The 12,941-nt window shown below is 42.5% G+C and carries 13 protein-coding genes and 1 pseudogene; 3 read left to right on the top strand and 11 right to left on the bottom strand.

Going from position 1 to position 12,941, the window contains the following annotated elements; all coding sequences use genetic code 11:
* Nucleotides 1-300: 300 nt before the first annotated feature.
* The 9 genes from OC443_RS06690 to OC443_RS06650 form a co-directional block, all read right to left on the bottom strand.
* Complete coding sequence (locus OC443_RS06690) at nt 301-762, bottom strand: RES family NAD+ phosphorylase (RefSeq protein WP_073580108.1); 462 nt, start codon at nt 760-762, stop codon at nt 301-303.
* A complete protein-coding gene (gene parS, locus OC443_RS06685; RefSeq protein ID WP_073580107.1) occupies nt 762-1,184 on the bottom strand; it encodes a type II RES/Xre toxin-antitoxin system antitoxin in 423 nt (140 codons plus the stop codon). The genes OC443_RS06690 and parS overlap by 1 nt, the downstream gene beginning before the upstream one ends.
* Nucleotides 1,185-1,387: 203 nt before the next feature.
* A complete protein-coding gene (locus OC443_RS06680) occupies nt 1,388-1,924 on the bottom strand; it encodes a cysteine hydrolase family protein (protein ID WP_073580106.1) in 537 nt (178 codons plus the stop codon).
* A gap of 254 nt (nt 1,925-2,178) precedes the next feature.
* Nucleotides 2,179-4,578: a caspase family protein gene (locus tag OC443_RS06675; RefSeq protein WP_073580105.1), complete on the bottom strand. Its 2,400-nt coding sequence runs from the start codon at nt 4,576-4,578 to the stop codon at nt 2,179-2,181.
* 24 nt (nt 4,579-4,602) lie between these two features.
* On the bottom strand, nt 4,603-5,088 hold the full coding sequence (locus OC443_RS06670) for a hypothetical protein (protein WP_083601527.1): 486 nt from the start codon (nt 5,086-5,088) through the stop codon (nt 4,603-4,605).
* Between the two features lie 88 nt (nt 5,089-5,176).
* On the bottom strand, nt 5,177-6,205 hold the full coding sequence (locus OC443_RS06665) for a hypothetical protein (protein ID WP_262021648.1): 1,029 nt from the start codon (nt 6,203-6,205) through the stop codon (nt 5,177-5,179).
* A gap of 193 nt (nt 6,206-6,398) precedes the next feature.
* A complete protein-coding gene (traT, locus tag OC443_RS06660; protein ID WP_073580103.1) occupies nt 6,399-7,175 on the bottom strand; it encodes a complement resistance protein TraT in 777 nt (258 codons plus the stop codon).
* Nucleotides 7,176-7,504: 329 nt separating this feature from the next.
* Nucleotides 7,505-8,536 (bottom strand): helix-turn-helix transcriptional regulator, encoded by a 1,032-nt coding sequence (locus OC443_RS06655; protein WP_073580102.1) that lies wholly within the window; start codon nt 8,534-8,536, stop codon nt 7,505-7,507.
* Nucleotides 8,537-8,701: 165 nt separating this feature from the next.
* The gene (locus OC443_RS06650) at nt 8,702-9,286 is read right to left on the bottom strand and encodes a hypothetical protein (protein ID WP_073580101.1); all 585 of its coding nucleotides are present in this window, start codon (nt 9,284-9,286) and stop codon (nt 8,702-8,704) included.
* A gap of 221 nt (nt 9,287-9,507) precedes the next feature.
* Here OC443_RS06650 and OC443_RS06645 point away from each other — a divergent pair, with 221 nt between their 5' ends.
* On the top strand, nt 9,508-10,554 hold the full coding sequence (locus tag OC443_RS06645; RefSeq protein ID WP_073580100.1) for a hypothetical protein: 1,047 nt from the start codon (nt 9,508-9,510) through the stop codon (nt 10,552-10,554).
* 86 nt (nt 10,555-10,640) lie between these two features.
* Here the strand turns inward: OC443_RS06645 and OC443_RS06640 are convergent, their stop codons facing one another.
* Nucleotides 10,641-12,200, bottom strand: a complete 1,560-nt coding sequence (locus OC443_RS06640) for a hypothetical protein (protein WP_073580099.1) — start codon at nt 12,198-12,200, stop codon at nt 10,641-10,643.
* A 213-nt stretch (nt 12,201-12,413) separates the two neighbouring features.
* Between OC443_RS06640 and OC443_RS06635 the strand changes: the two are divergent.
* A pseudogene (locus tag OC443_RS06635) lies at nt 12,414-12,575 on the top strand (ISAs1 family transposase); the annotation flags it as partial.
* On the opposite strand, the gene OC443_RS06630 reads toward OC443_RS06635, so the two are convergent.
* Complete coding sequence (locus OC443_RS06630; RefSeq protein WP_262021647.1) at nt 12,542-12,676, bottom strand: hypothetical protein; 135 nt, start codon at nt 12,674-12,676, stop codon at nt 12,542-12,544. The pseudogene OC443_RS06635 and the gene OC443_RS06630 sit on opposite strands and share 34 nt — an antisense overlap.
* Before the next feature lie 83 nt (nt 12,677-12,759).
* Between OC443_RS06630 and OC443_RS06625 the strand changes: the two genes are divergently transcribed.
* Nucleotides 12,760-12,930 carry a hypothetical protein gene (locus tag OC443_RS06625; RefSeq protein ID WP_159440308.1) on the top strand — a complete coding sequence of 57 codons (171 nt, stop codon included), beginning with the start codon at nt 12,760-12,762 and terminating at the stop codon, nt 12,928-12,930.
* Nucleotides 12,931-12,941 lie beyond the last annotated feature (11 nt).

Genomic DNA, 12,941 nt, shown 5'->3' with positions numbered 1-12,941 from the left:
GAATCCTTTGTCAGTCAAACAGAATGAACTGACCAGACAATGCATCAAATACACCAAAAACAAGTTACATATAAATCAGTGAATTATACTGATAAATCTCATATCCGGGCAAGATCTTGCTCAGATGCGGGCAAAAAATTGCTCACTGAGCAAGATCTTGCCCGGACAGTGACGTGGTTTTTGTGATCTGTATCTCAGTGGAAACCCTCTTTTATTCCTTCTCTGGCAATCCCGTAGAAAGAATGGCAATTGATCACTCAAAAAACAGACAACAGGTTTTTATACCCAAACAACCGGGCTTCAACGCATGATTTTCTGTAAACGCTGATCATAATAATAAGGACTGGTATCAACAATTTGAATCTGCCCCGCATCAGGATGCCGCGGATTAATGAGGTAATTGTATTCATCCCTGACAACCACACTCGGCACCTGAAGCAATAACGCCTGATTTTCTTTCAGAAACGCCTGCCCAACGGCTTTGGCTGCACCGGCATCCGGCATCGAGTCCCATCCGGCGGGAAGTTGTTTCACTGATTTGCGAATCACCGAAACATCATCCGGTATCCAGATGGTCATCATCACCAGCGATGGCATATCTGCCATCGACTCATGGACCAGACGTTCCAGTACGCAAAGCGACCTTGAAGATGCGGTATAACAGACAAGGCTCCCTTTTTCATGCCACCGGCCTGCCCCATAAAGGCCACCCTGCCCGGACAAACCGGCAAAATCAGCGTGAGATAACCGGAATAGCTCCATTACGCCGTCAAACCATATTTCAGTTTGTTGATCTCTTCTGTCACCAGATGAATCCCGGTGTAGGTATCGCACACAGACAACGGGGATAAATTACCCAACGCCACAACCGGCTGATTCAGCCAGCGAAGTGTTGCTTCACGATGTGAAAAATATTCATCTGCGAGTCTGACCATCTCAGCCAGCATTAATGCATGTTCACTCGCTGCCGGACTCAGATGACCACTGGCTTGCTGCTTCCGCTGCAGACTCCGCAAGTTAACCCCTATTAAACGGGCGTACTCGGTTTTCGTAACACCCAACAGCTGGGTTCCTTTCTCTAAAGCGGATACCGGCAGCCCGTTACGAATCAAAGCAATACTCTTTTCAACCGTTGCCATCTCTGATTTTCTCCCACCCAACATTTGATAAGCACTTGCATACATGTTCAACCTCCGGGTTCTGTTTCCTCCCACATTAGGCGACAAAATGCAATTTTACAAGCGACAAATGACACCAACATCATTGCCAACATTAACATCAACATCAACATCAACAAAGGTCATTTCATATCGCTGAAATAACGATATCCGGAAAAAACGCAGTAAAAGTATGAGTTAAGTATGAGGTTTGGTGATCAGGTTCTCATTCAGGAAAACTCAACATCCGCCGCAGAGATCAGCGTAATCTTTCCGGGAAAGCTGGTCAGGTCAGGCAGGGTGGCATTGTGATGTGCGCGGATTTGCTGCCCGGTGGCATGGTCTTTATCATGCGTGGTGTGCGTATCTTCAACCAGCTGAACGGAATAGCCCAGCGCAGCGGCCCGGCGGACGGTACTGTCAACACAATATTCTGTGGCATAGCCGCACACCAGTAAATTCGTCACGTCATCAGCGGATAATACATTCTGCAGGTTCGTGTTTAAAAATGAGTCCGGCGTTGTTTTGCGAATCAGAATGTCAGTCTCTGCAACCTTCAGATCAGACTGAAGCTGCCACCCTTCACTGCCATATTCGATCTCTGTCTCCGGCGCTTCATGCTGCACAAAAATCACCGGCACCTGCGAATGTCTTGCTTTCGCTGTGATCTGATTAATATGCTGAATCACTTCACCTGCCGCATACGGCAGCGGATCACCTTCAAATAAAATACGCTGGACATCGATAACAACAACCGCTGATTTCATGATGTTAAACTCCGTTTTCTGACATCATCTATAGAAAAACATAATAATGAGGACCATGTTTGGTTAACCAAGGAAATGATGAATCCAAGCTGTTCGCATGAAGACTGGCATGATAAACCAATGAAACAAAAGGGAATTTAACAGAATTTTGAGCAAGATTAAAGAAGGCGGAAAGTTTGAGAACAAAAATTTGGAGGGCAGGCGCCTCATCTCTGATCGGTTACTTAACAATTCAGTGCCATCTGAAATACCGCCTAAAGTTGAAACGTTTTATTCCCCCGCAGTGTAGGCTCCTGAATATGATATCCGCTGATCTGCTTTGACTGTTTTTTTACTTTTTGGTACACATCATTGTAGATATTTTTGATGAGCGACTGATCACTCAGAATGGATTTCATCAGATAATAACTAAATAACCGATGACCTTTTTCAGCAAAGGCATTTGAGAACTGATCCTTTCCGGAGGCCGATAAGACTACCAATTTCTCTTCATTGAAATCAACGCTCTTAGGGACAAGCCTTGAAGCTGCAACCGTATCTCCCAAGAGGGTGTCAGAGAAACAACTGTCAATAAAAAATATCACCTGATGCGCCACGGAATCAGAAAAGAGCTTATAAATGTTTGCCAGTTTGAAAAATTTATCTTCATCTATCCAGTAAGGGTATTGATCACCTGGTAATAAGTAGGGTTCGTTACTTTGGTGGGTGTCAGGAATACCATGTCCGTTGTAATAGAAATAGACATCATCGCCAGGAGATACTTTTTCCAGTAAAATTTTAATCTGAGCTTTAATCGTTCCGGATGATGCATTTTCATCGAGCAGCAAAATTGTATGCTGTTTACTGATGCCTGCTTTTTTCTGTAATGTTTTGACAAATAACTCAGCGCTTCGTTTTGCATAAATAATGTTATCAACATACTTATACTTCTCAATGCCAATCGCAATCAGCCATTGATTGGATCTGCCGGGGTGAGCCGGTGATTTGATTAACAGATCAGGAATATCATCTTCAAAATTTGCATTCACTATTTTGATTTCTTTATCTTTCAGTAAGTCTGTTGACTGAATGTCTTGTAATTCAGGCAATGTGACCGAATCCATTTGGTTAAACGTAATCCCGCTCCAGTCCGGTGAAATCTGGGGTAATTCTACTCTGACGGGGTTTAGATTCACCTTATCGGATACTTGAGATAACGGATATTTTTTTCCCCTGAAGTCAAAAGAGGAAGCCGTTAATTTCAGACTGTAATCTGGTCTTAAGTAGTACTTCAGTTTTGCATAGACAGGATTTGTCTGTGAATGCTCATAAATATTTTTCGCCAGTGCTGGTGGTATAGCTGATTTTACCGGATATTCAGTTTCTTTCCCGGCATATGATGTACTGATTACACCATATAAGGTTTGGTGATCGATATCATAATCAATATTTTTTAATTCCGGAGAAGAGAGCAGATACATATATGCAAAGACAACTTGCGATTTTTGTTCCTCATCCAATGTTTCCTGCAAACTTTCCAGACGACGCCGATAGTTACGTAATAACCGTTCTGAAGTTGACCGGATAAAATGATTTTCCTGTTCTACCTGTTTATTTCTTTGTCTGACTTTGTTTTTATATTGTTTTTCAAGCTGATGAATCTTTTCAAATTGTTGGCGTTGTGCTTTCGCATAATGCTGTTCAAACGCCTGAGTTGATTCAAATTTCTTCTTCACCAAAGGCTTAAACACCGGAATATCCGGTTTTTTTATTTTTGGAATGATAAGCGGTTTGGGTAATACCGGCTTTTCGACAACAGATAAATAGCTTTTGACATTTTTCCGGACCACCTCATTAATAGTCTGGTTTAAGCGATGCTTCTGATTGACCTTAAACTGCCATTGCTCTGCAAGTGTTTCCAGAATGTCATTACTGAAAGAGCCCACAAGCAACCAATTATTCTTTGTTTGTTTCTCAATCATCATATAACTTTGCGGCACATCATATTGCAATGGATGAATTTCAGCACGATTAAGGTGTGCCAGGCTGCCGTAAAACTTAGGGGCAATGGTATAATGATGGCTGTTCCCCAACTCTCTCAAAGCAAATTTCACCAACCTGTCTTTGTATAACGGAACGGAAATAACCCGCTGGTTGCTCCCTTTGATTTCAAGAAAAACTTCTCCGTTTCTGAAAGAGATCGTTTTTTCTTCAGGTGTCCCTTTCTCTTTAATTACTTTATTTTCAAGCTCATGCACATCACAATCCGTCTCCGCATAACACATCGCCGGATCAGATAATGTAATCGTATCTACAATCGCATCCCCGGCACTGATATCAGACGCATCTTCATCACCAAACAAAAGTAGATATGGCAAAGCAATGACTGTCGCAAGTAAAATAAACGGATATCTCAGATAGCCTGCGGCATTAACCGTTCTGGATGTTTCGATTTTCTTTTTCCGGATGAATTTATATGTTTGATACTGTCCGATAAGTTCAGGCCTGATAGTGACAATACCATGTTTGATGTTGAAGTCATTCACCTTCAGTTTCAGGCTGAACGGAAAATATTCAGATGATGTATGAAGTCTTTTTACCTCTTCTCTGGTGGTCGTACACCCGCTCAGAAAGATAAATATCATCATAATGGTCAAAGCATTTCTGATTTTCATTTCATACCTGTCATATAAGCTCAGCTATTGTTTTGCAAAAGAAGGAATGCGGGCAACCACCCGGACACATAGATATTTTTCTGTGCCAAGTTCAACCGAAGCAGTGTCAGATACCCATGTATATTTCATCAACTGCCCGATGACCTGTTGTGCATCCGATTTTGCCGTAATTGTGACGCTTTGAGCTCTGTTTACGGGACCGGTTGTATTCATCGAACTGCTGGTTTTTACAGAATTGGCGCTCTGACCGGTCTCGGCAGTGATAACTTTATTAATCTCTTTTCTCACCCATACTTCCAGTGAAGCTGCCAGATCGACGCGGGCTTCCATTGAGGTGACATCCATATCCAATGACATATCTCCCAAACTTTTGCCACAGGAGACGCCCGCCATCAGATTTTCGGATAATCCGATACGGGGAGATTCTCTCCATTCCGGAAACGACTCTGATGCAGCAACAAATACGCTGATTAATACAAAGCCAATGAATGGAGCCAGTTTATTCATCATGATTCTCTACACCATTATTTATCAGATTGAACATTGCGACTCAGCCGGAGGCATTGAGACAATACTGTCATTTACGGTTAACATCGTTTCAGTCATCATGTTTCCCATGCATTGAATGAGATCTAAGCCGGTAAGCCTGGCCGGTCGGGATAACACCTGGATTTCTGATCGTCAGTCGCTCCATACGGTATAAACAGTGTTGGGATTTATCAAGAATCAGATTGAATCCTGATTCATCATCTGACAAAGGTGATTCGTCAAGCATCTCAAATATGGAGGTGTCTATTTTTTCATCGCACAACAGAGCAATGTTGGCATCAAACGTACTTTCACCTTCCAGCTCCAAAAGCGCTTCAATGCCTTCGTAGTCACGAGCATCAGGATAATGAATCACTTCACCAGCCTGAACCGGCTGATTGCTCAGTAAAACCCCGGTGCTACCATTTTTATAAACCTGAAAAAGAGATAAATAGCCGGCCTGTTTGACATAGAGACTGATGAAATAATAATCTCCCGGTTTTAACCTGCTTTTGGTGGAGTGGAGCTGAATGGAACCCGAACCGTGGGTATAGAACAAACTGTCATACTGAGCATCGGGCAAAACCAGACTACCAGCATGACTTGTCAGTTGCCACCCACCAGCAAAGCGCTCGATATGAATTTCCGGCAGACACTTTTTGTCACGGAGCCAGCTTTGCAGGAAAGACACGTGGTACCAGTATGATTGAGGAGAATTCTGACAGCCCGATTTACTAAGCCAGTCATACAACCTTTGATAAAATCCAGCCTTATTATAAAGCAACGCGACATAATAAACGCCGTCAGATAAAGTACTGTTCGCGACGACAACATTATTCCTGAAAACAACATCGCTATGGCTGGATTGACCAGATATCACCGATGTATCTAACTGGCCTTGCCGGTATACTTTTTTTGAGGTGGTCTGATTGATAATACGAACTTCTACTATATTTGCTAAGTCACTATAGGCCTGAGTTTTTGCCTGCTGTAAAGTAGCTCCCTGCCCATAACCATAAATCTTTGCATCATCTTCACTATGAACCCCAAACCAGTCAGGGGTTGCATGAAGAAAGCCACTGAAAAAGAGTCCGGCCACAAAAAGAATCCTTTGGTACATTCTCTGATCATCGCTCCTTCGACAGCTCGACCGGCATCTTCATCGCATCTATTTCATATAAATATTGAATACATATCCTGTTAATGAACCATCTTATTATGCACAACACCCAATATCAATAAGTTGCTATTTAGTATTGTGCATTCAATCAAGAAATTTCGCTGTGATCTACCTACATCATCATTTCAACCAAGGTTTCAGCAGTTTTCTTCTCTACCTCAGGAATCGCTTCTTTGATCTCTAAATTCATTTTATTCGCTGTAGTTACAATCCGGGTTTCATAAACAATCCAGTTATATTTATTACCACGTTTGACCGAACTTCTCTTCGCCACACCCATTGCGGTATGTCTGTCCCCTGTTGCCCGCAGGCTACCGCTTTTCGCTTCGTTGACAAACTGGTCCCCTTCCAGTGGTCTTTCCCGAAGCTCAACATCCATAACGAAAGTGTAATAGACATCATCAACCAGCGTATCCGCTAAAAATCCTGCTGCTGCGCCAAGCAAGCCTGCCGTTGCTGTTTGTCTGCCATTTGAGCCACTGAGTGCAGCAATTCCGGCAGCAGCAACACCCCCTTCGACGCCACCTTTATAACCAGATGACAAATACCGGTTTGCATCGTCTTCTGTCATTTTATCCGCAGAGACAATAGACGCCGTCACCATTAAATTGGCTTTTTTCGGATTTTTGGTCACCTGAAAGCCCTCCTGCCGGAACAGTTGCTCGATCTGCTGTTGCATCTCTTTACGCATTGAGTTACCACTCAAATCTCTGATTTTCGCATAAATAATACGTTCAGAGGGCGCAACCGGTTCCAGTACCACCGCATAAGAGGTCTTAGACTCAACGGTCAAGTCTCTTTTTTTAATCATGGTCTGAGCCGCGGAACACCCGAGTAATATTGTGGATACTACCACAACCAACATCATTTTTATCTTTGTAAAATTCATGATTATTTCCTTTTTTTTTCAATATCCTGATAACAAAATTATCCACAAATGTAAGAACGAATTGAACGAACATCATATTGAATCAATATAAAAGGAACTCGCACAGAGGATAAATAGTAACTTGTTACTATATTCATATGAATATGAACCATATGCTTCCCCGGATAATAAAAATAAGACCGACACAGATAAACCCCCTCATTTTATTTACATAAAAGTCAGTTACAAAATGACAATTTAAAAATGAGACTTCCCCCAGAACAAATAACCTGAGTATCCTAAAGAGAAGAGTTGCTATTTTATGCCTAAACGACCTGATGTAGAATAATTCAGATTTTTTGGGTATAGCAGCTATCAAGGAACAGCTGATGATGAGCAAATATTTCAGACCTGTCTTTTACTTTCAATTTCTTTTTCACATGGCTCCAGTGTGTATGTGAAGTACTTTTTGCCATATTATATTTTCGCATAAAATCAACGACCCGGCCCCCGGTCGCGAGTATTTCAACTAATTCACTTTCCCTGCGAGTGAGTCCGGGTGTTTCCCATATCGGATAGGATGAAGACGTGGTTCTGATATCATTGGGCTGAATTAAAATAAACCGGACGGCAGTATCAAGACCGACAACATCCCGTCCATTGCCAAGCAAAACACAGGTTAGCACCAGTTCATTCAAATAAACCCGAACTTCAGAAGTTTTATCATCATCAGCGGTATTATCTGCCATTATCGCTATCTTCTGCTTCAACGCCGTCATTCCCTGTTTATTTTTAACATATAACATATTGTTTTTATTGATTATTTCATTTTCATCCTGACTCAGGAAAAATTGAGCATCGGTGTTCATCGCGATCAGATTCAAATGAAGATCGACCAGTAAGGCTGGATATTTCTGCTGCTCCAGAAAATAGCGGAAACTTTCTGGCGCATACGAGATTGCTCTGAATTGCTGCCCCAGTTTCCAGTAATCACCCAATAAGTCCTGATACTCTGTCAGAAAATCAATACACCCCTTTTTTACCCCGCTTTTCATGTCATCATAAAAAAAAAGATTCATTGATATCCAGCTATCAGGTGCACTGAATATTTCGACGACAACAGAATCATTAATTTGCTGTGGTTCCAGCCATTGCCAAAATTTTGTTTTCCTGAGCGCTTCAACCGGCAGATAAGAAGACATCGCATAAGGAATGACCGGATGATATTGATGCTCGACTTCTGTCCATGGATCATCTTGATAATAGTGTTCAAGATAATCATCAATTTCATCCGCCGTAAATCCGTATAACATCGGACTTTTTAATTCCGCGCTGATATCATTCGTGATATATAATTCGGCCGAGTATTTATCTCTCAGCATAATCATACCTTTAGTTGAATTGGTGCAATATATAATATACTTTAAGACTTCACACCAAGAACTTACATCTGTGATTGTTTTTTTCAATAATTGTTCAAGCTTTAATGGTCGGTTCATAACTTATTTTCAGGCCGGAATCCATGCCGGCCTATTATTTCATGTGAATTAACGTTTTATAATCAATGCGCCATAATCAAGGCTGTCCTGACAGGGAAAGTAATCTTCAATTTCAAATAACAGCTCAAAACCGTGTTTTTGATACAACATTAACTCCGGATCAATAGAATACCCATTTTGCCTTCTTGACTTAATATAATCCGTAATATTTCCTCCGGTTCGGTGCTGCCATGACGCAAATCCGGGAACCCGGCTGCCTAAAACTAACATATAGCAAAGACCGGATACGATAAATTTATGATAAACATATTCAATAATCAGGTCAGAAACACCATAACTATCACCTGACATACCTATGCCATAAAGTATATGTCCTTTTTCATTATGTGTATGCGTAATATACCCATTATCGGTTTGAATATACCAGCTATCGTTGCATGCCCGGGTCACCCTTTGTACAGCAGCATATCCAACAATCTGTTCATCATCATTCGTAACAACCACACTTCCCTCAGGAAAAATCTGATGTCGTGAGCGGATAATCTCGTAACTGGCCCCTTCCCGGCCCCAGACTTTTTGCTCCAGTTCAACCACACTTTCATAGTCACTTTCAATCATGTCACGTACTTTCATTCTCTTCTCCATTTATTGCGTTAATGACAAGACACACTATGGTCAGAGTGATAAAACAAATCACGATAAATCATTGTTATTGTTGAATTTTTATCTTTTTTTATCCATCAGTTATCCTTTTGTGCTCCTTTGATTACCCATCAATTATCCGCGATTTATCCGACTTTTTGCCCGTGCCACAGGACAATTATTGATAAGTAAAACCAACAGGAGAACACCCCATGACACAACTCATAGACGGGTATCCGTGCGATAAAAATGATGACATTAAATATTCTTTTTCCCTCAGAAAACAGATTGTTCAGCAAACCATTATGATCCCCGGAGGCGGCTGTAGTTATTACCGGGCGAATAAAGGCAAAGCCTGTACTTTTTGTGCCTTTCCCGGTCTGACCAGGGCTATAACCAAAGGCGACGGATACGAGCATTTCTTTGGCAGCTGGCGCCTGAAAACAGAGACTTATCAGGCGATGTTTGACACCCTGACAGCAGGAGCACTCCCGGTTGACAGGCTGGCGATTTTTAATGGGGGCAGTTTCTTTCCCAATGCAGAAATCCCGGATGATTTTCAGCAATATGTCTATCGTCAGGTTGCCCGGCGTTCAGATATCCGACAGTTGCTGGTCGAGTGTTATCCCCGCTTTATCACTCAGCGTAAACTGGCACAATCCCTTGACGGGCTGGCAGGAAAACAGCTTGCTGTGGCCATCGGACTTGAAAGCCGTGATGACCGGATTCGCAACAAAATCCTTAACAAAGGTATCGATATCAGGCTCTTCGAAGCTAAAGTCATCCTGATGCAGTCAATGGGTGTAAAAGTTGCTGTATATGTATTTCTCAAAGCTCCGCAACTCACAGAGAAACAAGCATTTGATGATGTCATCAACACACTGAACTATCTGCACCAGCTCGGTGTAGATGAGATGATGCTGTCGTGTGCTTTTGTTCAGGAAAATACACCGCTTGAATCGATGTATAGCGCAGGGGCATTCCGCCCGCCCTGGCTGTGGACGATTCTGCACATTATCCGAGAAGCGCAGGAAAAAAGCTGGCCGCTGACTGTGGGTGGGTTTAATGATACACCACCACCTGTGGCCGGACCGTCTAATTGTCCGCATTGCGACCAGACCATACTCAATCTGATTGAATTCAGCCGCAGAAATGGCGTCTTACCCCAAGTCATGCCCCCCATGTGTCACTGTTTCGACGAGTGGGACCAACTGATGGATGAGGCTCAGCCTGGAGAAATAAAAAGCACTTCGGTTTGATATCACTGATGACTGGTAAAGAAAGGTGCGAACCTTTCTTTATCTATCCGGACACCCGGAGTATTTTGAAAAAATATCTGCAACGCTTACAGAGAATGAAACAGTTGCCCGGCACTCAGTAGTGAGGCCTTTGATTCACTCAACTTACGAACCCTGACCGTGACGGTGGTCTTTTGATAAATATGGGTCACATTCCATAACAACGGTACATTAACCAACTTATTGCAACTAAACCACAGGCTGAAATCATTTAAGCCGCCATGGACCGGCATGGTAAATACGCCTTTACCATGCTCACTCAACAATAACCGAACCGTGCCATTCAGTTTCTCTTTATGATTCAAATTTAAAGTCACTCTGCATTTCTTTGTCACTTGCATTACACCGGGTTCGCCCGAATTGAAATCCAGACTGAACACGTACGTATCAGGAGAAGGAAAGAAAATATAGCCATGATAATACAACCCGGAATCCCGGCCGGAAGCCGCCTTATAGACACCCGGATTAATCAAGTGGTCAGCATAAGTGAACAACCCGCCTTTTTTATATGTCAGGCTGCCCACCTGATACTTATCGAATGAAAATATCAGATCTTTATTTTTCCCTTTAAATACATATACATCCAGATTTAATCCTGGTTTTAAATCGACATATGAAGTCAGCTCAGAGTCATCTTGATCTGCCTGAGATTTATTTTTGCTCCTGTCTGGCGCGGCATGTACTTTTTCAGCTTCAGACTTCTTTTCCGTCTTATTTCCGGTTTTAGAAGTGACTACCGTGCCTGATGAATCAGATACTTTAGCTGACGCATGATTGTTTAACAGATGTTCTGACGCAGCGCTAATCTGACTCTCCGCAGCAACCGGCGGAAAAGCAGGTGCAGAAGGCGATACAGACGAAGGTGTCTGGGAAACCGGCAGAGGGGCAACAGGTTGATATGCTGAGAAAACCGCTTTTTGTGGTTGCAGGCCTGGTTGCCCGGACACAGAATGATTTTGATAGCTCCCACTATTGCCCTGTTCCATATTTAATGTCTTGTTCTGCTGATTATCCAGATGAATATTATTATTGATAATTAATGATTTATCTCCTCCAGAAAAACCGAACACCAATAAAGCAATGCAGATGAGAAATACCAACAGGACAGTAAGCAGGTGAAGTGGATGTGTCAAACACCAGTTATACAGCTGTACCGGGTTGCAATCTGCTGGTTCAGCGGCCGATGTGTCCATACTATCCGTTATTGCGGATTTATCAGTATCAATATTTTCAGAAGTTTTGCTTTTTTCATCAACTTCACCGGATTTGTTGGTTCGCTGTCGCTGTTGACGACTATTGGCTTGCTGCTTTTTGTTTTTCAGTTCAAGCTCTCGATATTTATCACACCAGGCTCTGGTAATTTCTTCGGTTTCACAGATCTGAGCAAAAATGTTTAAAATGGCTCTTTTTCCATCCTGTCTGGGAAATGAACCCTTGGCCCAAGACTTCATATTTGTCTCATCAATAGTACGAAAGCCCCTTTCTTGATGAGACATCCGGCAAAACTGAGCAGTATCTAAGCCCGCCAAAATTTTAAACTGCTCAAGCAGCTCAGCTAAGGTCTCAGCTTCCGGTAATACAGAAATTTTGTCGTAATGAACAGGCAATGAGAATATCTCCTGCGATTGAATATGTCTTGACGGTATAAACCATTATATCCAGTACAGGCGGTTCAAAAAATTAACGTATATCATATTAAGCACATATACCCATACCTTTAATCGGTTGTTTCGGAGTCGTTACTTGAACCCCTGCTGAATTGTGTTAATGAGCACAGAGAGGCGCATGTCGTTGTTCAGGTTAAGAAAAATGATGAGCTTCAGGAATGTTGGCCGACGATCCTCAGTATCATTGCTGTAGAGCGGCACCGAACCATAAATGGCAAAGGCACAGTGGATACCTCCTACTATGTCAGTTCTGTGTCGCCAAAGCATAAGCTCCAGGGACACTATATTCGCCAGCACTGGCGGATCGGGAACAGCCACACCATCAGCGGCACCTTTTTCTGATAATCCGGAGCCAGCGGGTAAGGCATAGGTTTGGAAAAATAAGTCTGGCGGATAAATTTATCGACGTTATGCACGTAAAATGTCGGAATCAGAATCTATCAGAATCTTTTGCAGATAACTATTATTGCGCCCGACAGAGCATAATCCTGAAAATAGAATGATCCAACCATCACCAGCCCGGCCACACCCGGCTTTCTTCATCACAAATGGCAGCACAGGCTCAGATTTTAACGGAATTTTGAAAGGACAGGCGAATTTTGAAAGGACAGGCACCGGAACAGCTCAATATGCCGGGCCTGTGGCAGCCCGGCATATCGCTGTTGATTGAACTCAGTGACA

It is taken from the genome of Vibrio quintilis (genome assembly GCF_024529975.1).
GTDB lineage: Bacteria > Pseudomonadota > Gammaproteobacteria > Enterobacterales > Vibrionaceae > Vibrio > Vibrio quintilis.
The sequence above is the reverse complement of the archived record's forward strand: the minus strand, read 5'-3'. Positions and strand labels throughout refer to the sequence as shown.